The organism is Shinella sp. HY16, assembly GCF_028534175.1.
Lineage (GTDB): Bacteria > Pseudomonadota > Alphaproteobacteria > Rhizobiales > Rhizobiaceae > Shinella.
On record NZ_JAHYXL010000003.1, the window covers coordinates 189,011 to 210,363 of the forward strand.

The 21,353-nt window shown below is 65.6% G+C and carries 22 protein-coding genes; 2 read left to right on the forward strand and 20 right to left on the reverse strand.

Going from position 1 to position 21,353, the window contains the following annotated elements; genetic code table 11:
- The 14 genes from K0P03_RS27325 to K0P03_RS27390 form a co-directional block, all read right to left on the reverse strand.
- Positions 1-1,074 carry an ABC transporter ATP-binding protein gene (locus K0P03_RS27325; RefSeq protein ID WP_272791204.1) on the reverse strand — a complete coding sequence of 358 codons (1,074 nt, stop codon included), beginning with the start codon at positions 1,072-1,074 and terminating at the stop codon, positions 1-3.
- Positions 1,071-2,015, reverse strand: a complete 945-nt coding sequence (locus tag K0P03_RS27330) for an ROK family protein (protein ID WP_272791205.1) — start codon at positions 2,013-2,015, stop codon at positions 1,071-1,073. The genes K0P03_RS27325 and K0P03_RS27330 overlap by 4 nt, the downstream gene beginning before the upstream one ends.
- The gene (locus tag K0P03_RS27335) at positions 2,012-2,797 is read right to left on the reverse strand and encodes a 6-phosphogluconolactonase (RefSeq protein ID WP_272791206.1); all 786 of its coding nucleotides are present in this window, start codon (positions 2,795-2,797) and stop codon (positions 2,012-2,014) included. Before K0P03_RS27335 ends, K0P03_RS27330 begins: the two co-directional genes overlap by 4 nt.
- Positions 2,794-3,669: a sugar phosphate isomerase/epimerase family protein gene (locus tag K0P03_RS27340; RefSeq protein WP_272791207.1), complete on the reverse strand. Its 876-nt coding sequence runs from the start codon at positions 3,667-3,669 to the stop codon at positions 2,794-2,796. Before K0P03_RS27340 ends, K0P03_RS27335 begins: the two co-directional genes overlap by 4 nt.
- Positions 3,670-3,795: 126 nt before the next feature.
- Positions 3,796-5,064, reverse strand: a complete 1,269-nt coding sequence (locus K0P03_RS27345) for an ABC transporter substrate-binding protein (protein WP_272791208.1) — start codon at positions 5,062-5,064, stop codon at positions 3,796-3,798.
- Positions 5,065-5,207: 143 nt separating this feature from the next.
- Complete coding sequence (locus K0P03_RS27350; protein ID WP_272791209.1) at positions 5,208-6,383, reverse strand: glycerate kinase family protein; 1,176 nt, start codon at positions 6,381-6,383, stop codon at positions 5,208-5,210.
- 144 nt (positions 6,384-6,527) lie between these two features.
- Positions 6,528-8,006, reverse strand: a complete 1,479-nt coding sequence (locus K0P03_RS27355; protein ID WP_272791210.1) for an SLC13 family permease — start codon at positions 8,004-8,006, stop codon at positions 6,528-6,530.
- A gap of 34 nt (positions 8,007-8,040) precedes the next feature.
- Positions 8,041-8,388, reverse strand: a complete 348-nt coding sequence (locus K0P03_RS27360) for a hypothetical protein (protein WP_272791211.1) — start codon at positions 8,386-8,388, stop codon at positions 8,041-8,043.
- A 179-nt stretch (positions 8,389-8,567) separates the two neighbouring features.
- The gene (locus K0P03_RS27365) at positions 8,568-9,284 is read right to left on the reverse strand and encodes a DUF6065 family protein (protein ID WP_272791212.1); all 717 of its coding nucleotides are present in this window, start codon (positions 9,282-9,284) and stop codon (positions 8,568-8,570) included.
- An 88-nt stretch (positions 9,285-9,372) separates the two neighbouring features.
- Complete coding sequence (locus tag K0P03_RS27370) at positions 9,373-9,681, reverse strand: DUF6958 family protein (protein WP_272791213.1); 309 nt, start codon at positions 9,679-9,681, stop codon at positions 9,373-9,375.
- Entirely contained in the window at positions 9,674-10,210 is a 537-nt protein-coding gene (locus tag K0P03_RS27375; RefSeq protein ID WP_272791214.1) for a GFA family protein, read from the reverse strand. Before K0P03_RS27375 ends, K0P03_RS27370 begins: the two co-directional genes overlap by 8 nt.
- Positions 10,161-10,841 (reverse strand): TetR/AcrR family transcriptional regulator, encoded by a 681-nt coding sequence (locus K0P03_RS27380; protein ID WP_130514421.1) that lies wholly within the window; start codon positions 10,839-10,841, stop codon positions 10,161-10,163. Before K0P03_RS27380 ends, K0P03_RS27375 begins: the two co-directional genes overlap by 50 nt.
- 253 nt (positions 10,842-11,094) lie before the next feature.
- Positions 11,095-11,835 (reverse strand): anti-sigma factor family protein, encoded by a 741-nt coding sequence (locus K0P03_RS27385; protein ID WP_272791215.1) that lies wholly within the window; start codon positions 11,833-11,835, stop codon positions 11,095-11,097.
- Positions 11,832-12,374, reverse strand: coding sequence for an RNA polymerase sigma factor (locus K0P03_RS27390; RefSeq protein WP_023517513.1), 543 nt, complete (start codon positions 12,372-12,374; stop codon positions 11,832-11,834). Before K0P03_RS27390 ends, K0P03_RS27385 begins: the two co-directional genes overlap by 4 nt.
- A 110-nt stretch (positions 12,375-12,484) precedes the next feature.
- On the opposite strand from K0P03_RS27390, the gene K0P03_RS27395 reads away from it, so the two are divergent.
- Positions 12,485-13,888 carry a S8 family serine peptidase gene (locus K0P03_RS27395; protein ID WP_272791216.1) on the forward strand — a complete coding sequence of 468 codons (1,404 nt, stop codon included), beginning with the start codon at positions 12,485-12,487 and terminating at the stop codon, positions 13,886-13,888.
- On the opposite strand, the gene nadE is transcribed toward K0P03_RS27395, so the two are convergent.
- The 6 genes from nadE to K0P03_RS27425 form a co-directional block, all read right to left on the reverse strand.
- Entirely contained in the window at positions 13,885-14,874 is a 990-nt protein-coding gene (gene nadE / locus K0P03_RS27400) for an NAD(+) synthase (RefSeq protein WP_272791217.1), read from the reverse strand. The two genes, K0P03_RS27395 and nadE, sit on opposite strands and share 4 nt — an antisense overlap.
- Positions 14,871-16,397: a class I adenylate-forming enzyme family protein gene (locus K0P03_RS27405; protein ID WP_272791218.1), complete on the reverse strand. Its 1,527-nt coding sequence runs from the start codon at positions 16,395-16,397 to the stop codon at positions 14,871-14,873. The genes nadE and K0P03_RS27405 overlap by 4 nt, the downstream gene beginning before the upstream one ends.
- Positions 16,398-16,410: 13 nt before the next feature.
- Positions 16,411-16,665: an acyl carrier protein gene (locus tag K0P03_RS27410; RefSeq protein ID WP_023515753.1), complete on the reverse strand. Its 255-nt coding sequence runs from the start codon at positions 16,663-16,665 to the stop codon at positions 16,411-16,413.
- Positions 16,666-16,667: 2 nt separating this feature from the next.
- The gene (gene asnB / locus K0P03_RS27415) at positions 16,668-18,623 is read right to left on the reverse strand and encodes an asparagine synthase (glutamine-hydrolyzing) (RefSeq protein WP_272791219.1); all 1,956 of its coding nucleotides are present in this window, start codon (positions 18,621-18,623) and stop codon (positions 16,668-16,670) included.
- A 3-nt stretch (positions 18,624-18,626) separates the two neighbouring features.
- A complete protein-coding gene (locus K0P03_RS27420) occupies positions 18,627-19,703 on the reverse strand; it encodes a hypothetical protein (protein ID WP_272791220.1) in 1,077 nt (358 codons plus the stop codon).
- A 180-nt stretch (positions 19,704-19,883) separates the two neighbouring features.
- Positions 19,884-20,666, reverse strand: a complete 783-nt coding sequence (locus K0P03_RS27425; RefSeq protein WP_272791221.1) for a glutaredoxin — start codon at positions 20,664-20,666, stop codon at positions 19,884-19,886.
- A gap of 51 nt (positions 20,667-20,717) precedes the next feature.
- Between K0P03_RS27425 and K0P03_RS27430 the strand changes: the two genes are divergently transcribed.
- A complete protein-coding gene (locus K0P03_RS27430) occupies positions 20,718-21,122 on the forward strand; it encodes a MerR family transcriptional regulator (protein ID WP_023517105.1) in 405 nt (134 codons plus the stop codon).
- The last annotated feature ends 231 nt before the right edge of the window (positions 21,123-21,353 follow it).

Here is a 21,353-nt window from a genome sequence, read left to right on the forward strand (position 1 = left end):
TCACATCCTCCCCGGCTTGATCGTGCACTCTTCCTTGTCGAAGAGATGCGCACGCGCGTGGTTCCAGCCGACGGCGATGGTGGTGCCAGACCGGATATCCGGCTTGCCCTGTGCCTTGACGACGATCGAACGCCCATCGCCGACGGTGAGATGGACGAGGGATTCCCCGCCGAGCGGCTCGACGAGCAAGACCTCGGCCTCCAGCGTTGCCTCGCCGCCACCGAGGACCAGGTCTTCCGGGCGGATGCCGAGGCTGACGTCGCCGGCATAGTCATGGGCGGGAAGGCGATAGCTTCTGCCGGATAGCGACAGCACGCTTTCCTCACCTTCCCGCCCCAGCGTTCCCGGGAGGAAATTCATGCGCGGTGAGCCGATGAAACTGGCGACGAAACGGTTGGCCGGACGCTCGTAAAGCTCCATGGGGGTGCCGACCTGCGCGATGCGGCCGTCCTTCAGCACGACGATGCGGTCAGCGAGCGTCATTGCCTCCATCTGGTCGTGGGTAACATAGACCGTGGTGGCCTTCACCTCGCGGTGGATGCGGGCAATTTCCACGCGCATCTCCATGCGCAGGTCCGCATCGAGGTTGGAGAGCGGTTCGTCGAACAGGAAGAGCTTCTGCTGGCGCACGAGGGCGCGACCGATGGCGACACGCTGCTGCTGTCCGCCGGAAAGCTGGGCGGGGCGGCGGTCGAGCAGATGGTCGATCTTGAGGAATTTTGCGGCCTTCGTGACGCGCTCGCGGATTTCGGCGGCGGGAAGCCGGGCGGTTTCCAGGGCGAAGCCGAGATTGCGTTCGACATTCATATGCGGATAGAGCGCGTAGGACTGGAAGACCATGGCGATGTTGCGTTTTGCCGGCGGCGTCTCGTTCATACGGCTATCCGCGATGCGCAGCTCGCCATCGGAGATTTCCTCCAACCCCGCGATCATGCGCAGCAGCGTGGACTTGCCGCAGCCCGAGGGGCCGACGAAGACGACGAACTCGCCCTCGGCAATCTCGAGATCGACGCCGTCGATGACCGTCAGCGCGCCGAACCGTTTGACGACATTGATGAGATCTATACCGCTCATGGCCGTTCCATCTTGCTGAGTGTCTTTTCCGCTATTTTTTCGTGCGCCCGGGCTGCCAGCGCTGCCACGCCGATGGCGCAGGCCGTGTCACCGATGAGGCTCGGCACGATCGGCATGTCACGCGCTCCGTCCGCCCAGATGAACTCGCGCGTCAGTGCGGCAAGCCGCGGCGTCACCTTGGGGTCGCTGCCGATGCCGCCGCCAAGGACGAGCAGGGCGGGGTCGAGCGTGTTGATGAGCTGGCCGAGATAGGAGGCGAGCGAAAGGAGTGCATTGGCGACCATCTCCGCGGCGCGCGGGTCCGTCGCCTCGGCTTCGAAAAGCGCCAGTGCGGAGGCATCCGGGCGCCCGGTGATCGCACCATAGCGCTCGCCGAGCGCCTTGCCGCCGGCAAAAAGTTCCAGATTGTGCCGCACCGCGCGGCCCTCTCCGTCAAAGGCGACGATATCGCTGCCGGAGAAATGGATGGCGAAGCCGCGGGCGCCTTTATAGGGCGTGCCGCCGATGACCAGCGAATGGGAGAGGCCGGTGGAGATGGTGGCGTAGACGAAGGGATCGACGCCCCTGCCGGCGCCCATCCAGCCCTCGGCGAAGGCGGCGGCGCGCACGTCGCTGTCGATGTGCAAGGGGGCGAAGGCGCCAAGCTGGGTGCGGTAGTCGAGGCCGCGCCAGTCGAAATTCCAGGCAGAGGCCGGCTCGCCGTCCCGTGTCACGAGTTCCGGCAGGCAGATGCCGAGGGCCGCGATGTCGAGGGTCTGCCCGCGTGCGCGATCCTGCATGGTTGCCGCGAGGTGGCAGACGAGATCGAGCACCGCGCTGCCGCCGTCCTGGCAGGGCGTCGCCTCAGTGCGCTCGGCGACGACCGCGCCGTCCGAAAGCCTGACGATGCAGGCCTTCGTCTTGGTGCCGCCGACATCGACCCCGATCGCGTGCCGTGTCATGGTTGCGCTCCGGCGGCCGTATCGGCGTGGAGCTCGCCGTTCCGGCACTCGGCGAGAATGGTCGCCGGCCAGGACGGATCGTAGGCTTCTGCGCCCGAAAGGCGGCGGAAGGCCTCGCGCTTGCCGTCACCCCAGACGATCATCGCGACGGCCTTGGACAGCGCGGCGATGGAGCCGATGCCGATGGTGAGACCGTGGGTCGGCACGTCCTCGATACCGCGGAATTCCGGGAAGGTCGCGAGATTGTCGCGCCGCGTCTGCTCGGCGAGCGTGACGATGCGGGTGCGGCTCTCGCGGGCGGAGCCGGGTGGATTGAAGGCGATATGACCGTCGCCGGCGCCGGAGGCGAGCAGGAACAGGTCGATGCCGCCGAGAGCTGCGAGCATGCCGTCATAGGCTTCCGGCTCGGCGATGGCAGGCATGCGGAAGTTTGCCTTCGGCATGCGCAGGCCGTCCGGCAGCGCCCGGTTGATGCGACCGACGATCTCCCGTTCGCCGAAGCCGCGGCAGGAGTAGTGCGCGCTGGCGGCTGGAGGAAAGAGGCCGGCGCCGCCGGGCAGCAGATATTCGTCCATCATCGCGATGACGAGATGCGAACAATCGACGGGCGCGGCGGCGAGCTGGCGCTCCAGCGCCTGATAGACCGGCATCGGGCTTCGCCCGCCCGGGCAGCCGAGCACATAAGGTCGCCCGGCGGCATTGGCGGCATGGATTTCCGCGAGGATGCGGGCGGCGAGATGCGCGCCGATCGCCTCGGGCGTGTCGTGGATCAGGGTCTTCATCGGCCGCTCCGTCCCGCAAGCAGGGTCGAGACGAAGGTGAAGTTGCGCGTGGCGATCGCCTCCGGCGTCTCGGGGTGTTTCGGCGCAAGATCCTGTTCGACGACCAGCGGGCCGTCATAGCCGCTCGCCAGCAGCGTCTCGAGAAAATCGGCGATGTCGACGGCGCCGCGGTCGAGATCCGTCATGATGCCGTCCTCGAAGGCGCGGTCGCAATGGATGTTCTCCGCCAGCACCCTGTCGCGGAAGGCGCCGTCGACATTCTTGAGATGGATGGCATTGATGCGTGCCGTGTGCCGCAGGAAGAACGCCTTCGGATCGGCTTTCCAATAGGCGTGGTGGCCGGTATCGAGGCAGAGGCCGACGAGATCGGGATCGGTCTCCGCAAGAAGCCGATCGATCTGGTCCTCATGTTCGACGCAGGTGCCGACATGCGGGTGGAAGCTGAACTGCAGGCCGTAGTCCCGCACGATCCGGGCGGAGAGCAGGGTCAGTTCGACGACGGTGCGCCAGCCGGCCTCGTCGACAATACCCATCTGGTCCTTCGGGTAGAATTCGGATTCATCCATCAGGATGAAATGCGTGCCGCCGACAGCCGTGAGCAGAGAGCAGATCTGATGCGTCCGTTCCGCAAGGGCGTCCGCGGTCCCCACATCCGCCAGCGTGTGGACATGGGCCGCTGCGACCACGGAGAGGCCGCGGCTGGTCAGCTCGCGTGACAGCACTGCGGGATCGGTGGAGAAGTAGCCGTAGGGGCCGAGTTCGGTATGCCGGTATCCGGCCGCGACGATACGGTCGAGATAATCGGTCCAGCCGAGGTCGTTGCCGGTGGGCCAGTAGACGCCCCAGCAGCACGGTGCGATCGCGATATTCACTGTCTTTTCCTTGGGTTTCCCCGAGCGTTTCGACTGTTCCTCGAACCGCCGAAACGCTCGGGCTTCTGTTTCGCGCAACTCCGGACCAAAGGCGCTATGCTGTCCTTCCGGAATTGCCCACGGCGGTTACCAGCCGCGCTTCTTCAGCCGTTCCAGGTCGCTGCTCACCTTGGCGAGCGCGTCTCCGGCGCTTTCCTTGCCGCTCAGAACGTTGTGAACGCCGTTGAAGATGCGCTGCGAGACGCGGTTGTACGAGGCGCCCGTGACCTGCGACGGCCGTGAGGCGCTTTCCGCATAGGCCTTTTCGGCAAAGCGCAGCGAGGGGTTCTTTTCCAGGATTTCCGTATCCTGGTAGAGCGCCTTCAGCGTCGGGCTGTAGCCCTGCAGGGCGCGGCGCTTCTGTTCCTTGGCGTTGGTGAGGTATTGTACCAGGCTGACGGCCGCATCGACATCGTCGGCATATTTCGAGACGCCGAGAAGGCCGGCACCGTAGCAGCCGCTGGATTTCTCGCCTTCCGCGCCGACCGGCAGCGCCATCACGCCGACCTTGCCGAGCAGCGACGAGCCTTCCGCCTGGCTGGTTCCCCAGACATAGCCCCAGTTGCGGTGGAAGATGGAATTGCCCGCCTCGAAGACGCCGCGCGAACCTTCCTCGTCATAGTTGAGCACGCCTTCCGGGCTGATGCCGCCGATCCAGGTGCGGGCGAGTTCCAGCGCTTCGATGGCCTTCGGATTGTTCGCGGTGATCTCGCCGTCCGGCGAGATGAAGGTGCCGCCGCCATAGGAGGCGACCCATTCGAGCGCGTCGCAGGTCAAGCCTTCATAGGCGCGGCCCTGCCAGACGTAGCCCCACATGTCCTTGTTGCCGGCGGTGCGTTCCTGTTCCTGGACGGACCTTGCCGTCTCGGTCAGTTCCGCCCAGGTCTTCGGCTCGGCCTTGCCGTATTTTTCGAGCAGGTCCTTGCGGTAGAACATCAGGCCGGCATCGACGAACCACGGCATGGCGAGCAGCTTGCCCTCGATGGTGCTGTCGGCGAGCGCAGCCTCGAAATGTCCCGAAAGCTCCTCTGCCGACACTTTTTCCTTGAGATCGACCAGATGCGAGGCGAGTGCACCGACCCAGATGTTGTCGAGCGTCAGAACGTCGATGTCGCCCGATTTGCCGGCGAGAAGCTGCTGGTAGAGCGGCAGGGCCTCGCCCCAGTTCGCCGGCATCTTGTTGATCTTGACCGTGTTGCCGGTCTCTTTTGCCCAGGCCTCGGAGGCCGATTGGCAGAGTTCGAGTTCGGCCCCGGCCGAACTGCAGAAGATCGACACTTCCGCCGCTGCCGCAGAGCCACCCCACAGGACGGCGCCGATGAGCGCCGTCGTTCTCAGAAATCCATCCCGCTGCACTGTGTTTCCTCCCACACCGCGTTAAGCACGAGAAATCACTATACCGTCTGGTCGGTAAAGTAAAGCAAGCGGAATGCCCCTTTGCGAAGAGTGTGGACAATGTCAGGATACTCTCGGTGCGGTCCCGTGGTGCGTCTCCAGCGTCATGCGGCCCTGTCGAGGCGATCGCGCAGGCTCATGCCGACCATCACCATGCGTGCGGCATCTTCCGCCGCCCGGGCCAGGAGCTTCGGGGCGCCGGAAATTGCGTCTTCCAGCGAGCAGGGGCGGCTGAGGATGGAGGCGAAGGCATCGATGCCGTGCTCGAAATTGAGCCGTACACCCTTGCCGAGCGTGCCGGCGAGCGCGATGACGGGCACGCCCATCTGCTTTGCCCGGTGGGCCACCTCGGCCGGCACCTTGCCGAAAGGCGTCTGTCCGTCGAGGCTGCCTTCCGCGGTGATGACGAGGTCAGCGGTCGCCATGAAGCGATCGAGTTCCAGATATTGCATGACGATGTCGTAGCGGGGATGCAGCCTTCCGCCGAGAAGGCCGAGCACCGCTGCGCCAAGCCCGCCGGAAGCGCCGGCACCGGGTGCCGTGCCGACCTCGATGCCGGTCGTGCGCCGGATGGCGTCGGCATAGATCTCCATCGCGCTTGCAAGGACCTCGACTTGCGCCGGGGTTGCGCCCTTCTGCGGACCGAAGACCCGGGCGACGCCGCGCTCGCCGAGCAGCAGGTTGTGCCAGTTGACGGCCGCGTCGATGCGCACGCGGTCAAGGCGCGGGTCGCGGTTGGCCATGTCGATGGCGGCGAGGCGGGCGAGGGCTGCTCCGCCGCGGGGAAGGGGCGCGCCCGTATCGTCGAGCAGCCGGATGCCGAGCGTCTCGGCCATGCCCGCGCCGCCATCGTTGATGCCGCTGTCGCCGCAGCCAAGCAGGATACGGCGGGCGCCGCGGTCGAGTGCGGTGCGCACCAGTTCGCCGACGCCGTAGCTTGTGGTGAGGCAGGGGTTGCGCCGGTCGCGCGGCACGAGGCTGAGACCCGCGGCCGCGGCCATCTCGATGACGGCGGTCGGCTCGCTGCAACCGCCGAGGAAGCCAAAATGGGCCTCGACCGGTTCACCGATCGGACCGGTCACCGAGAGGTTATGCAGTGTGCCGCCGGTCGCCTTGACGAGCGCCCTGGTGAAGCCTTCCCCGCCATCGGCCATCGGTGCCTTCAGGATGGTGGCGTTCGGGAAGGCGCGGTGCACGCCCGTTGCGATGCAATCGGCTGCCTCATCCGCCGACAGGCTTTCCTTGAAACCGGAAGGGGCGACAAGAACCGTGAAAGACATGGAGCGTTCCTTTTCTGCTGTGACAACCATGTGACAGGGGAGGAACGCGCGCGCGCGCGGTCTATTCCATCGGGTTGAAAAAAATTAGTCGGCTAAATAAAAAAGGCCGCCAATGGCGGCCTTCTTCTCTCGTGTTGCGCTTGTTTAGCGCAGCGGTACACCCTGCAGGGGCCAGATCAGCGTTGCGAAGACAACGAGGAGTCCAACGAACGGCACGATCAGGATGGCGGCGAGGCGGAAGAGGTCGGCCTGGCCGAAGGCCGGCGGATCCATGCCGCCGAAGAGCGCCACGGGCTTTGCCGACACCATCAGCGTCTGGCAGAAGCCGCTCGCCAGCGTGACGACCATGACGAGAGCGACGGGATCGGCGCCAAGGGCGGCGAGCGGCAGGGCGAGGGCGGGAATGAGCACCGTCGCCCGCGCCGTGCGGGAGGTGATGACGAGATGCGACAGCGTCGCGGCAATTGCCGCGAAGGCGATGACGAGGACGGGCCAGGCCGCGATACCCTTGCCGGCAAGTCCGACCACCCGCTCGGCGAGCACGGCCGCCGTTCCGGTCTCGAGCAGCGCCTCGCCGATGACGAGCGTGCCGGCGAGGAACAGCAGGAGGTTCCATTCGACGCCCTTCAGCGCGGCCTTCAGGGAAAGGCCGGAGATGCGCTCGGTCGTCAGCAGCAGGGCGGCGGCGATGCCGATCAGCGCCATGCCGATGCCGTGGAGCGGCTGCGTTGCAAAAAGGAGGACCATTGCCGCGGCGATGGCGAGCACGGTCCACTGGCGCCGTGTCATGCGGGTGGGTGACGCTTCCGCGGCAGGGCGGGTGAGCGCCATGCTGCGTTCCTCGGGGTTCAGGAAGAGATGCAGCAGCGCCGCGCAGGCGATCAGCGAGCAGAGGAGGGAGAACGGGCCGGCGAGCGCGAGCCAACCGAGGAAGTCGGGGCTTTCGCCACCCGTCTTCTTCATCATGTCGGCAGCGACGAGATGGGCGCCCGCGCCGATAAGCGATGCGCCGGCGGACAGCAGGATGACGGAGGGAAAGAGCAGCGCCAATGCACGGTTCACCCGCCCGTTGCCGATGGCCGCCGACAGGCCGAGATAGACCGGCGCCAGCATGGCGGCGCGCGCCGAGGTGGAGGGAATGACGAAGGCGGTGACGAAGATGAGGAGCGTCAGCGTCCAGAACAGGCTCTGCACGGTGTTGAGCCGGGCGAGCAGGCGCGCGATGACCTGTTCGACCACGCCGACCTGCCGCAGCACACCGGCAACGACGAAGGCCGCCAGCATCAGCCAGACGATATCGTTGCCGAGCGAGCGGTAAAGCACGTCCTCGTCGATGGCGCCGACGGCCGCCAGCACCGCCGCGCCGGCCAACGCCACCGGCGTATCCGGCAGATCGAGAATAGTCCAGGCGGTGATTGCGGCGACGAAGACCGCAAGGGTCAGCCGCATAGGCAGCGTCAGGCCGTCGATCGCCAGGAAGATCAGCATGGCGCTGAAGGCGAGCACGATCGCCGCGACGATCTGCTTGACGCGGGCGAGCGGGACGGTGGCTTGCGAAACCGGGGACGGTTCCCCACGCCGGGCGGCGTGGGGTGCGGGCGGGGCGATTGCATAAAGGGCCAAGATCTGCCCTCCTTTCGGTCTTTCAGGCGGGGTCTCAATCGTCGTCGGACGAAGAGTTCGACGAAGAGTTCGAGCTCGAATTGCTCGAAGAGTTGGAAGAGCTGTTCGAGGAGGAGTTGCTTGACGAATTGGAACTCGAATTGGAGTTGGAGTTCCGCGAGGAGTTCGACGAGCTGTTGGAGCTGCTGTTGGAATTGCGGTTGGAACTCCAGCTGCCCCGGCGGTCGTCGTCCCGGTCACGATAGGCGCGACTGTGGTGCGCCTTGTTGCTGCGCGTCATCTTCTGCAGGAACTGCTGGACCGGATCGTCCGCGATAGCAGGGGCCGGCGCTGCCGCACCGACCACGAGGAAGGTGCCGAGGATTGCGATGAGTTTCTTCATGGCATGTCTCCTTTGAATGACAGCCTTGCCGGCTGCAAAGGAGGAACGGCGGGATAGGGTGTCTATTCCCAAAAAAAACCAAATATTTTTCAATTGCATAGATCGTTTCTGTGTCCATGCGGCATCGCCGCCGCTGCGTGTGCAACGGCGGTGAAAGGGCAGTTTTCGTCTTCTGCGGGCTATCGCTGTGCGCGCGCGAACTTGCGGTACCAGCCGTCGGCAGCGAGTGTCTTGCGTAGGATCGTCTTGCGGACCGTGCCCTCTGCCTCGCACTCGGCGCGGATGTCAGCGTCGAGGTCGGAGGTTTCTCGTCGGAAGGGGATGACCTGTACGAGGGGCGTGCCGCGTTCGAGCACATGCAGGCCGTCCTCGCCGGTGGCGAAGAAGGGGAAGTGGATTTCCGACTGGTAGGTATCGGTGTCGACGACGCCGGCCACGACCTCGAAGACGCCGTTCGCCCGGTTGAGCGGCGGCACGAAGAGGCAGCTCCAGCCCGGCGGCGTGCGGATGGTCCAGTAGTTGTGGAACTTGCAGGGCGGCAGGGGCTCGCGCGGATTGCCGGCGACCTGGTGGCTCGCATGGTTGCTGACCAGCGTGCGATCGAAATCCCAGCCGCAATCCACGGTCCTGCCGCCATCGGATATCTCCATGCGGACCGTGCCGGAAAGCCCGATCACCCATCCCGCCGCCATGGCGTCGAGAAAGGGCATGCAACGCTTCACCGTCAGGCCGCTGTTCGTCGGAGAGACATGGGCGGCATCGACGGGCGGCAGCTTGCGGAACCAGTCGGGCAGGGCCGTCTTGGCGCGCACCGGGGCGGGGATGACACCCTCGTCCTCCTTGCGGCAGAGGAAGGTCAGCCGGGGCTGCGGTTTCTTCAGAAGGGCGAGTACCATCGCTGTTCTCCTCATCGTTCGATTGAAGGAGGAACGGCGCCGGCTGCAGTCTATTCCCGGCATCCCGAAAAAAGCCGGGAGATGCCGTTCAGCCGGCCACAGCGGCAGCAAGGCGGTAGAGCTGCACCGGCTTGCGCGGTGCACGCCGGATGACGCCCTTCGCCTCAAGGTCGAGTTGCACGGCCTTCATCCACCAGCCCGCCTTCTGCCGCTCCGGAAAATCCGCTTCCGAGAGGAAGGGCAGGAGGGCGGCCTGGGCCTCCGCCACCGTCATGCCGGGCGCGGTGTCCGGCAGGGCGGTGAGAAGCGCCTTGCGCATCGCCATGTATTTCGTGTGGTCCACCCGCTCCGTGCGGCCGGGAATGTTGACGTTCTCGATTTCGATTTTCTCAGGCATCGACGGTTCCTCCCACGGTGATTTTCGGATTGCGGAAGCCCATGGCGATCCATGCCGCCAGAAGCTTGGCATAGAAGGTGACGGTATGGGTCTTGAGGTTCGGCATGTCGGCCGGCAGGCCGGACGTATTGGCAAGGTCGCCGGTCATCGTGCGGAACGTCGCCTTCGGCCTTGCCGCCTCCGGCCACAGATGCAGGTAGAGGCTCAGCCAGTGCGCGCCCTTCATCTCCAGGAAAACAGGTGTATTGCAGCAGGTCGCGATCACCCGGCGCGAGCCAGCGCCGGGGGAGAGGCGAAACTCCCGGAGGGTTTCCGCGCCGGAGAGGAACTGTATCCGGTCCTTGCGGTACTCCGCCGCGGGTGTCGCCTGGTAGGCTGTCAGTGTGTTCTTCGCGCCGGGAAGGGCGGCGAGCCTGCCGGCGGCGGCCCGGCAGCTGTTGCACAGGCACTCCGAAACGAGGATCGGGTCTCCCCGCAGTTCAAGGCATGTCCGCCCGCAGGCGCAGCCGATCTGGGTCGCTCTCATCATGCGCGTCATCCTCCATGGCGTTGAACAGGTGTCGTATGTATCGCTCCAGATGATCGAGGCTTTCGCGCGCGAGCACGGGGTCGTTGCCGGCCTTGGCAAGGACGAAACCGCCCTGCAGCACGGCCTGCATGTGCCGTGCCAGGCTGTCGGCCGACCAGTCCGCGGCGATGCCGCGCTCTTGCCGCGCCGTCTCGATATCGGCCTCCAGCGTCGCCGTATGACCGAAGATGCTGCGGCCGCAGGCGTCGCGAATATCGGGCGCGCTCGCGTGCACCTCCTGCGCCATCGTTCCGACGAGGCAGGTGAAATCCTTCAGCGCGCCCGTGATGATCGCCTTGCGGAACGCCACATAGGCAAGGACCCGGGCGAGTGCGTCGTTCGGCGCATGATAGGGCGCGGCTGCAAAATAGGCCGTCGTCGTCTCCGTCCAGAACTCTGCAACCGCCACGCCCAGCGCCTCCTTGCTGGCGAAGTGATGGAAGAAGGCGCCCTTGGTGACGTCGGCTGCCTTGCAGAGGTCATCGACGCTCGTTGCGGCAAATCCCTTCTCGCGGATGATGTCGCGGGCCGCCTCGAGGAGCCGGGTTCGTGCATTGCCGCGTTCGGGGGCGTGTTTGGTCGGTCTGGACATGTTGGTAACATACCATACGGTTGGTATGTGTCAAGAATAGATTGATATCAATCTATTTGGCTGTGCCGTCCCCTATGCCCTGAGCAGGGCATCACGTCCAAAACGCCTTGTCCGCCGGCCTTTCCGATGTGGGAGCGGAGCCGTTCGGGGCCTTATGACTTGTCGATTTTCGATCTGCCGCAAACTGCAGGCAAGGCTCCTTCCCTTGTTGGGAGGAGCCGCCGGCCGCCCGGAAGGCGGTATAAGTAGTTTTTCAGGGAGAAAGCGCCTTGCGCTCCTCTTCGGCCGAAAGCGGCGCGCCTGCCTGGATGGAGGCGAGGTAGGCGTCGACGGTCTCCTGTGCGGAGGCGGGCACGTAGCCTTCGGCCTGCGGCGTCGTCAGCGCGAGCCGCGTGGTCCAGGCGCCGTCCTGACGGCAGGCAACGGTCTGTGTGTTGCTTGCCGGCTGTGTCAGCCGGTATTCCCGGCAGAGCTCGCCGCGCTCGTCGCGGAAGGTGGCGACGACATGCAGCACGGAAGTGCCGAGCGTCACGTCCCGGCCGGATGCCTCACGATCGAGGGCGGCGGCGATCTCTGCGCCGGAATCCGTCGTCGAAGGGCCCATGCGCCCGAGCGTGAAGCCGACGACGCCGGTGATGACGGCGACGAGGCTCGCCGCGATCGGCATCATCCACGACCGCGCCACCGGCCGGACGGGCTCCGGATGTGGCCTTGCGGGGAAGGAGACGACATTGTCCTGCGGCGGTGCTGATTTCTGCCCCGCCTCCTGCACCATGCGCTGCACCGCAACGGTCAGTGCTTCCGGCACCGGCTCGTCGATCAGCGGCTTGAGGGTGTCGCCGACCAGACGGCGGCTGTCGAAAAAGACGGCGAGCCGTTCGGCGAGGGCCTCGTCGTCGGCGAGCGCCTCTTCCAGGGCGAGGCTCTGCGCCTCGTCCAGTTCGCCATCGGCAAACGCCATCAATGTTTCGTCGTCGAATTCCTGTTTGCTCATAGAACGCCGCCTTTCGTATCGGACGAACGCCCGTCGCTGAAACTTATTCCCGTGAGTTCCATCAAATTTTTCCGTGCGCGGGCAAGGCGGCTCATCACCGTGCCGATCGGAATGGCCAGCACTTCCGCGGCATCGCGGTAGCTCATGTCCTCCACGCAGACCAGAACCAGCACTTCGCGCTGTTCCGTCGGCAGCTTCTGCAAGGCGGCGGCCACGCCGGCGAGGTCCATGCGCGCATGGGCGGCCGCCTCGCCCGAGGGCACGGAGACGTCGAGCGCCTCGTCGATGTCGTCATGCGGGCCGGCCGTCTTCTGGCGGCGCAGGTGGTCGATCCACAGATTGCGCAGGATGCGGAACATCCACGCGTCGAAGCGGCTGTCGGGTGCAAAGCTGTCTGCGGCGAGGATCGCCCGCTCGCAGGCGGCCTGCACCAGGTCGTCGGCCAGTTCCCGTGAACGGCAGAGAGAAATCGCAAAACGTCTGAGGTTCGGCAGGAAGGCCACAAGCCGTTCCGGCACCGTCGGCATGGTGTTCGTCATGCAATTTCTTTGGCACGCCATGGAATAAGCTGTCGAGTCAAACGTATGTCAGGGATGACTATCAACAGAAGGTGGCACCGATGAACCGGTGTCGCCACGGGAGACGGACCATGCCGAGCCGCCTTATGGACAGAACCGTACGCCTTTCCCTCCTCGCTGCGCTGGTCATGGCCGGGGTCGTTGCCCTGCCTGCGCCGCAAGGTAGCCTGGCGCCGGGCGTGGCCATGGCCCTTGCCGACGACGACGACGGCGACGACGGTGATGACGATGACGATGACGACGGCGGCAGCAGCCATCGCGGCGGCCGCGGGGATGACCGCCGCATGGAGACGCCGCGTATCCTGCGCCCGCTGTTCTCCCGTCCCGAGCGCGAGGTCCGGCGCGTGCCCGTGCGCCGGCCGGTCGTGGTGCCGGAGCGGGCACAGAACGAGATCGTCGCGACGGGCCTCGATGAGGGCGCGCTTGCCGGCCTGACACAGGACGGCTTCGTCATCGACAGCCGCATCGAGGTCGCGCTGGTCGGCGGCGAGATGGTTCGCCTCATCGTTCCCCGGGGCATGACCCTCGAGGCTGCGCGCGCTGCCGTCTCGGCCCGCAGTGCCACTGCGGCGGTGGATTTCAACCATTTCTACCAGCCGCAGGCGGCAGAGGCCGAAAAGGCGGCCTGCGTGCGGGAAAGCTGCGGCCTGGTGCGCCACATGGTCGGCTGGCCGACCGGAGGTGACGGCAGCGGCATGGCCTGCCTGAAGCCGCAACGCATCGGCCTCATCGACACGGCGATCAATGCCGACCATGCCGTTCTGGCGAAGGCGCGGCTGGAGGTGCTCAGCCTTGGCGACGAAAAGGGTGCGGCATCGGGCGAGCAGCACGGCACGGCCGTCGCGGCCCTGCTGGTCGGAGCACCCGGCAGCCGCGTGCCGGGCCTGCTGCCCGAGGCCGAGGTCGTCGCCGTGGATGCTTTCCAGCGTTTTCGCAAGACCGCCGACATCGCCAATGTCTACGACCTCGTACGTGCGCTCGACCTTCTCGTCCAGCGTGACATCCGGGTCGTCAACCTGAGCCTCACGGGTCCGGCCAATATGCTGCTGGAGCGGGCGGTGGCGGCCGCCGCCAGCCGGGGGATCATCATGGTTGCCGCTGCCGGCAATGACGGGCCGAATGCCGAGCCGGTCTATCCCGCCGCCTATGAGCACGTGATCGCCGTGACGGCGGTCGACAAGGCGCGCAATCCCTATCGCCGCGCAGTGCGGGGGGACCATATCGATATCGCGGCGCCCGGCGTCGGCGTGTGGACGGCGGCGTCGGTTTCCGGTGCAAGGCAGAAGAGCGGCACCTCGTTCGCCGCCCCCTTCGTCACCGCTGCCGTCTCCGTTCTCCTGACCGCCAAGCCCGGCCTTTCGCCGGACGCGGTCGAGGCGGAACTGATGAAATCCGCCGAGGACATCGGCAAGCCCGGCAAGGATGCCGTCTACGGCTGGGGATTGCTCAACGCCCGCGCGTTGTGCGGAACCTAGTCCGCACCATCGAAGACGAGCGGCGGGCAATGCAGGTAGCGGGCAACCTTGCGCTTGGCGGCGATGTCCGTCCAGACCAGTTCGACGTCGCTTGCCTTGAGGCCCGTTGCTGCGGCGATCTCCGCTGGCGGCACGGCGTTCTCCAGCCCGTAGAGGCAGATGTCCATCTTGTCGTAGGGCAGGGCGAAGTAGAACTCTTCCTGGGTCTGCGGCAGGGAATAGGTGTCGGTGGTGGGCGGACGCGACAGGATGTCGGCCGGGACGCCGAGATGGGCGGCAAGCTGGAAGACCTGCGACTTGTAGAGGTGGGCGATCGGCTTGATATCGGCGGCGCCGTCGCCGTTCTTGACGAAGAAGCCCTGGTCGTATTCCAGCCGATTCGGCGTGCCGAGCACGGCGAAGTTCAGCCGGTCGGCGTGGTAGTACTCGAGCTGCTTGCGGGTACGCTGCTTCATGTTCGTCGCCGCGACGATGCCGAGATAGGCATTTGCCGACAGGCGCACCTTGCGCATTTCACCGTCGGGCGCGCGCACGACGAGGGAGGAGATGTTGTAACCGCCCGTCGTCATCGGGTTGTCGAAGACGATCTTGGAGGCCCAGCCCGCCTCGTATTCCGGCACGGCCTCGCGGATGAAGGCGTCGCGGCGCGTATAACAGCCCATGGCGGCGAGCGATGGGCCGATATCCTCGACGATGCTCTCGATGCCGAAGGTTTCGGCGACGCTGCGCCCGAGGCGCAGGCTTTCCGGATCGGAATCGTTTTCCGGCATGAACAGGGCGAAGACGTTCTTTGCGCCGAGCGCCTTGACGGCGAGCGCTGCGCAGAGGCTGGAATCGATGCCGCCGGAAAGGCCGAGCACCAGGCCGCGCTTGCGCAGGTCGAGGCGCAGGCGCTCGCGCATCCAGCCGGTAATGCGTTCTACCTCTGCAGCGGGATCGAGCACGAGCGGGGCAAAGGTGGGCGTGTGGGACTTCGGCGCGGTCATGCAGGCGATCCTGTCTTTTGGCCAGTCGTAATGGCGGGTTCGGCGGCAAGCCGGCGGCTTACCTTGCCGGAATCGGTCTTGGGAAGGGTATCCCGGAATTCGACTTGCTTCGGGACCATGTGGTCCTCGAGATGGCGGGCGCAGAAGCGCAGCACGTCCCGTTCGGTGAGGGCCGGGTCCGAGGCGACGACCACAGCCTTGACCGCCTGCCCGAGGACCTCATGGGGAATGCCGACGACCAGTGCTTCCGCGACGCCCGGCATGCGGCAGAGCACGTCTTCCACGGCTTTCGGCGCGACCTTCTCGCCGCGCGACTTGATGATGTCGTCCATGCGGGAGACGAAGGTGAGGTAGCCGTCCGCATCCGCGGTGAAAAGGTCGCCGGTGTGGAGGCGCAGGCCGTCCATACGCGGATCGGGCCGCAGCGCGCGGCGTGTCGCGGCCTCGTTCTGCCAGTAGCCGCGCATGACATGCGGCCCGCTGATCACCAGTTCGCCGACCGTGCCGGGCGACACAGGCGCACCTGCCTCATCGACGACCTCGGCCCGGCCGCCCGGTATGGCGATGCCGACAGAACCGCGCCGGGCATCGATATCGCCCGGCGGCAGCCAGCTCGCACGGGTGCATTCGGTCTGGCCGTACATCGAATAGAGTTTCACTTGCGGCAGGAAGGCGCGCAGCCAGTCGAGATGGGCGAGCGGCATGGGCGCGGCGGCGCTGGTGACGTAGCGCAGGCTTGCAAAAAGCGACGCGTCGAGGTCGCGCGCCTGCATCATCATGGCGGCCATGGCCGGCACGAGGGGAAATCCGGTGACGCGCTCGTCGCGGATCCTCTCGAAGATCGCCTGCGGAAAGGCGAAGGATTTCTCGATGACCAGGGTCGCACCGCAGCGCATGGCGGTGACGAGCTGGTTGAGGCCGTAGCCGAAGGATATGGGCAGCACGACGAGAATGGTGTCGGCGGCGGTGTTCTCGAGATAGGTGGTGATCGCGCGGGCAGCGGCGTCCATGTTCTCATGGGAGAGCATCACGCCTTTCGGTTCCCCCGTCGAGCCCGATGTGTAGATCAGTGCTGCGAGATCCGTGTCGGGCAGGGGGTCGGCGATGAGCGGCGCGGCATCGAGCGCTGCCTCGAAGCCGCCGCCTGCCACGATGCGAGGTGTCGCGGCGATCTCTGGTGTTTCATCAAGCAGCCTTTCGAGGCGGCCTTCCACGAAGACCAGCGCAGGGGTGCAGTCGCGGGCGATCTGCGCGAGCCGCGTGCTCTTGGCCGCGGGGTTGACGGGGCAGATGACGGCACCCGCAATCCAGGTCGCGAGGACGGCGACGGCGGTCTGCCAGCCGTTGTCCAGGAGGATGAGAACGCGGTCGCCGCGTTCGACGCCACGTGTGCGCAGCGTCGTTGCCATGCGTGTCGCAAGATCGAGGAAGCGCGCGTAGCTGAGCCGCACGTCGCCCGAGACGATCGCCGTCTGGGCGCCGTCGCGGGCTGCGCTGTCCTTGAGATATTGCTCGATCCGCATGGCTGGCTTGCCGTCAGGCCGCCTGCTTGCGGTCGATGAAGCCGGCGATGCGCTCGATCGTGTCGAGGTTGGTCGGGACGATGTCGGCATCGGCGACCTGGATGCCGAAGCGTTCTTCAAGGAAGCCGACGAGTTCGAGGATGCCGGTGGAATCGACGAGGTCGTTGTCGATCAGCGACAGGTCGGCCGGCAGCGGATGGCTGTCGTCGCCGAACAGGAAGTTTTCCACGATGAAGGTGCGGATTGCGGCTTTGGTCTCGTCGGACATGGTCAGCTTATCCCAATGCTGGATGCAGGTTCTGTGGATCGCGCGGCGCCGGTGCCGCGCAGGAGCTCGGTGGAGAGGATGCCGATGAAGGCCGTGTTGTCGCGGAAGCCGGAGACCTGTCCGTTGCGAACCTTCTCCTTCAGCTTGCCGACGGCCTGGACATTGAACAGCCCACCCTCGGCAAGCCGCTCCGGCGACAGCACGGTGTCAAGATAGGCCGGCGTGTGCGGGGCGGCGAAGCTCTCGCTGTCCGGCGCGCGATAGGGCTGTTTCGGGCGGTCGATGATGGCCTCGGGTACGAGGCCGCGGGCGGCTTCCTTGAGAATGTGCTTTTCACGAAGGCCGAGCAGCTTCGTATCCGGGGCAAGGCCGGCGGCGAAGGCGACGACCCGGTGGTCGAGGAAGGGAAAGCGGCCTTCCACGGCATTGGCCATCATCACCCGGTCGCCCTGGCTGGACAGGATATAGCCCGGCAGCAGGAAGGCCGTTTCGAGATATTGCGCCTGGTGCAGCGGATGCCAGCGGCGGAAATCGGCCGGCAGCTGCGCTGCAAGGTCCTCGGCGGCGTCGTAGTTGCCAAGCGTCTCCTTGAGGCCGGCGGAGAAGAACAGCTTTGCCGCCGCCGTGGAGCGGAAGCGCGGGCGGTGGGAATAGAGCGGATCGTCGAGGGCTTCCGAGCCGAAGGCGAAGAAACGCGCGAGATATTCCGGCGTCTGCTGTTTGAGGCCCGGCAGATAGGGGTAGAGCCGCTGGAAGAGACGGGGGCGGTGGACGGATCCCGGTTGCCGGCCGCAGAAGCGCCGGACGCGTGCCTCACGGAAAAGGTCGTAGCCGGCGAAGATCTCGTCCGCACCCTCGCCGGTCAGCACGACCTTCATGCCGCGCTCGCGCACGCGGGCGGCAAGCAGGTGCAGCGGCACAGGGGCAGCGCGCAGGATCGGTCGCTCGATATGGCCCATCACTGCGGGCAGGTGGTGTGCGATCGCCTCCGTCGAGCATTCGACGCTGTCGGCGGCCGCATCGAGCGTGGCTGCCATCTGCCGCTGCCAGGCGCTTTCGTCGTGTTCCTCGCTGCGGAAGGTCAGGGAAAAGGTGCGAAGGCCGCGCGTCACGCTGCGCGCAGCAAGCGCGGCGATGATGGAAGAATCGATGCCGCCGGAAAGATAGGATCCGACGGGCACGTCGGCGCGCAGGCGAATGCGCGTCGCATCGGCGAGAAGCGCGCGCAGCTCCTCGACCTGGCTTTCGAACCGGCTGGCCGGCGGGACATCGCCGCGATCGGGGAAGGAGAGTTGCCACCAGGGTCGGACCGTCTGGCGGTCGCCCTCGACGGTCATCAGGTGCCCGGGCGGCAGTTCGAAGATGTTGCGGTAGGCGGTGCGCGGCGGGATCGGGCACCAGAGCGTAAAGATCTGGTCGAGCGCCACGGGATCGATCTCGGCGGCCATGCCGGGCAGGGCCAGCAGCGCGCCGATCTCGGAGGCGAAGAACAGCGCGCCTTCATGCCGCGTATAGAACAGCGGACGCACGCCCATGCGGTCGCGGGCAAGCAGAAGCCGACGATTCTTCGCATCGTGGATGGCGAAGGCGAAGTCACCGTTGAAGTCCGCCAGGCAGGAAGGTCCCTTTTCCGCAAAGGCCGTGAGCAGAACCTCGGTGTCCGACGTGGTGCGGAACCGGTGGCCGCGGGCCGTCAGATCGTCGCGCAGCTCCACATAGTTGAAGATCTCGCCGTTGAAGGAGAGCGCGAGCGCCCCGTCATCCGTCGCCATCGGCTGGGCGCCGTCGGCAAGGCCGACGATGGAAAGGCGCGTATGGGCAAGGCCCGCATCGCTGCGGATGAGGATCCCTTCACCGTCCGGACCGCGATGGCGAAGCGCGGCGACCATGCGGCGCAGGTGGTCCGCCGCCCGTTCCGGCGCGATGTTTCCCCCGTAGTATCCAGCGATCCCGCACATGGCTTACCCGAACCGGTCGCCGATGAGGCGCGTCCAGCCTTCGCCGGCAAGGCCGTTGAGGAATGCCTTGCCGTTCGTCATCGCCTCCAGCAGTGCGGGGTCGCGGGTATGCACGATGGTCGAGGAGGTGTGCAGGAAGGCGCATTTCTTGCCAAGCATTGCCTGCAGCAAGACCGGCTGTGTGCGGCCGCGGATGGCGACGAGGCCGCGGGCGTGCGCATTTCGTATCAGGCAATCGATGATGATGGATTCCTGGCCGGGTTCCGCCATGATCTGGACCGTATGGCCGATGCCGCCCGGGCCGCCATAATAAAGGTAGGCGCCCATGGCCTTGCCGGATCGGGTCTTGACGGCATGCTGAACACGTTCGCCATGCATCGCCTTGCGCGCGGCGTGCTGCAGCATCGTTTCCAGCATCGGTCTGTCCCAGACCGGACGCAGCGGGAAATGGCTGGAAAATTGCCTGCAAAGGTTGGCAAATTCATCATCGGGCACCGGCTCGTCGATGAAGGCGTCCGCCTTGCTTGCCTGCGGCGCGTAATGGGACCAGGTCTGCTTTTCGCTGCGCCGGGAAACGATGGCATCGGCGGCGCGGGCGATCGGGCGGAACAGTTTCAGGGCGGAATGGCGTCCGGCTGCGACCTCCAGCGAGAAGGCGGCCGGCTTGAGGATGCGCAGCCATTCGAGGCTGTAGGGCGCAAGGACCGTGGCGCGCGCCTTGCGCCACATGTCGGTGGAAATCGTGTTGGACGTCTCGGTGAAGGAGAAGTCCTGGGGTCCGGAGAACACGTCGCGCAGCAGGCGCGGAGCGGCGAAAGGGTCGCTGTCCCGGTCGTCGCAAGCGAAAGTGCCGCAGTTGGCGACCTTCAGGCGGCGGCCCTCGAACTCCATCTCCATCGGCAGGACACCGAGGAAACCTGAAACGCTGCCATCGGCGCGCACATGCACGCGGGAGCGCAGCTCCGGTTCTTTCTCGGAAAAGTCGATGAAGAGGGTGCGCAGATAGGTTTTCAGATCGTCGTTCGCCGGATCGGCGGTCTTGCGCAGCAGGCGCTGGAACAGGTCCGCGACCGCATCCACATCCCCTGCTTCAAATGAACGAACGCTCGACATCGATACCCACCCGGCCCTGTCCCATTCCGGGCCTCGTCCTGTTCTGCTTACGCGAGGAGCGTGAAGAAAAGGTCAAGAAAGCATTCTGGGTTGGTGACGTAACGTAAGGAGCGTGCCATGCGGCAACATGGCACGCTCCCCGGCAGACTACATGGCGTGTCCACCGACATAACCGAGGCTGGCTGCCGCCATCCAGATCGCCATGGCGATCATCATCAGGTTCTCCGTCAGCGAGATGAAACCGAGCGGCACGTTGCTGGAGCCGCCGACGCAGGCGCATTTCAGTTCACGCTTCTCGATATAGACCGCCTTAAAGACCGACACGGCGCCGATCGTGCCGATGAAGAGCGCGATCGGGATCGACAGCCCGTTGAGCGCGCCCGCCACCATCAGGATGCCGGCAAGACCCTCGGCATAGGGATAGATGTAGCTGTAGGGCACCCAGCGCTTGGCGAGCAGGTCGTAATTGAGGAACATGGTCGCAAAACTCTCGACATTCTGCAGCTTCAGCATGGCGAGAGCGACCATCGAGAAGGCGATGAACCATTCCGCGGCCCTGAGGGTGAAGGGCGTGCCGCTGACGGCGTAGCTTGCGGCCATTGCCATCAGCGCCGTCAGGGCGAAGAGCACGATGACGGGGCGGTAGGTGGTGGCCTTCGGATCGACGACGGGCTTGCCGAGATAGCGCCTCAGGTCGTCGTAGCCGCCGACGCGCACGTCGTCGATGAAAACCTGCGGCGTGGTGGGAACGGCGTGTTTCGCCTTGAAGGCGTCTGTTTCTCCGCGGCTCGTCAGGTGGCGGTCGTCGACCTCGTAGCCCGAGCGCTTCAGCAGGTCCTTCGCCTTCAGGCCATAGGGGCAGGTGTGGCCGGGCATCACCATGCGATAGAGGATGGCCGTGCGGCCGGCCTGATCGTTTCTGTCCAACATCTCACGTCTCCTGTCTTGTGAAATCGTTGGCAGGACTATAAGTTCCGTACCATGGTACGGAGTCAAGCCCCTGATGAACTGACGATCGGAAAACTTGCGGCGGCAGGCAATGTCGGCGTGGAGACCGTGCGTTTCTACCAGCGCAGGGGATTGCTCGCGACGCCCAGACGCCTCGACGGTATCCGTCGATACGGGCCGGCCGATGTCAGCCGCTTGCGGTTCATCCGGCAGGCGCAGGCCGCCGGCTTCACGCTGGAGGAAATCCGCCAGCTGCTCGCACTCGATTCCGGCGAGGACAGGGCGGCGGTGCGCGTCCTGGCGGCGAAGCGCCTTGCAGAACTGGAGGCCCGGATGGCGGAGCTTCAGGAGGCACGGCTGTCGCTGCAGAAGCTTGTCTCGGAATGTGCGGTCGGCAAGACCGGCCCCTGTCCCATCCTGAAATCCTTCAAGGCCTGAGCAGTCAGCCGCTCGGACGACCGGTTTACCCGTGGCTGCCCCGGCTGGGGCCGTATGTTTTCAATCCTGTTTTTCGAATTTTCTTCTGCGGAGAGGCGACCGCGGCGGCGCATGCCTTCCTGTGTGCAGAAATGGGCATCTGGAAAATTTGTAACATCTATTGACGATATTATAACGACTATATACGTTACAAATAGCGCTGGACGAAGAGGCGCATTCGGAGGAGAATCC

Excerpts from the sequence above, each read along its gene's own strand:
- K0P03_RS27370 (WP_272791213.1), bottom strand. The coding sequence starts at position 9,681 with ATGCCTGAGAAAATCGAAATCGAGAACGTCAACATTCCCGGCCGCACG.
- K0P03_RS27365 (WP_272791212.1), bottom strand. The coding sequence starts at position 9,284 with ATGGTACTCGCCCTTCTGAAGAAACCGCAGCCCCGGCTGACCTTCCTC.
- K0P03_RS27360 (WP_272791211.1), bottom strand. The coding sequence starts at position 8,388 with ATGAAGAAACTCATCGCAATCCTCGGCACCTTCCTCGTGGTCGGTGCG.
- K0P03_RS27390 (WP_023517513.1), bottom strand. The coding sequence starts at position 12,374 with ATGACGAACACCATGCCGACGGTGCCGGAACGGCTTGTGGCCTTCCTG.
- K0P03_RS27335 (WP_272791206.1), bottom strand. The coding sequence starts at position 2,797 with ATGAAGACCCTGATCCACGACACGCCCGAGGCGATCGGCGCGCATCTC.
- K0P03_RS27330 (WP_272791205.1), bottom strand. The coding sequence starts at position 2,015 with ATGACACGGCACGCGATCGGGGTCGATGTCGGCGGCACCAAGACGAAG.
- K0P03_RS27350 (WP_272791209.1), bottom strand. The coding sequence starts at position 6,383 with ATGTCTTTCACGGTTCTTGTCGCCCCTTCCGGTTTCAAGGAAAGCCTG.
- K0P03_RS27380 (WP_130514421.1), bottom strand. The coding sequence starts at position 10,841 with ATGTCCAGACCGACCAAACACGCCCCCGAACGCGGCAATGCACGAACC.
- K0P03_RS27410 (WP_023515753.1), bottom strand. The coding sequence starts at position 16,665 with ATGTCCGACGAGACCAAAGCCGCAATCCGCACCTTCATCGTGGAAAAC.
- nadE (WP_272791217.1), bottom strand. The coding sequence starts at position 14,874 with ATGACCGCGCCGAAGTCCCACACGCCCACCTTTGCCCCGCTCGTGCTC.
- K0P03_RS27425 (WP_272791221.1), bottom strand. The coding sequence starts at position 20,666 with ATGTTGGACAGAAACGATCAGGCCGGCCGCACGGCCATCCTCTATCGC.
- K0P03_RS27430 (WP_023517105.1), top strand. The coding sequence starts at position 20,718 with ATGGTACGGAGTCAAGCCCCTGATGAACTGACGATCGGAAAACTTGCG.
- K0P03_RS27325 (WP_272791204.1), bottom strand. The coding sequence starts at position 1,074 with ATGAGCGGTATAGATCTCATCAATGTCGTCAAACGGTTCGGCGCGCTG.
- K0P03_RS27395 (WP_272791216.1), top strand. The coding sequence starts at position 12,485 with ATGCCGAGCCGCCTTATGGACAGAACCGTACGCCTTTCCCTCCTCGCT.
- K0P03_RS27375 (WP_272791214.1), bottom strand. The coding sequence starts at position 10,210 with ATGATGAGAGCGACCCAGATCGGCTGCGCCTGCGGGCGGACATGCCTT.
- K0P03_RS27385 (WP_272791215.1), bottom strand. The coding sequence starts at position 11,835 with ATGAGCAAACAGGAATTCGACGACGAAACATTGATGGCGTTTGCCGAT.
- asnB (WP_272791219.1), bottom strand. The coding sequence starts at position 18,623 with ATGTGCGGGATCGCTGGATACTACGGGGGAAACATCGCGCCGGAACGG.
- K0P03_RS27405 (WP_272791218.1), bottom strand. The coding sequence starts at position 16,397 with ATGCGGATCGAGCAATATCTCAAGGACAGCGCAGCCCGCGACGGCGCC.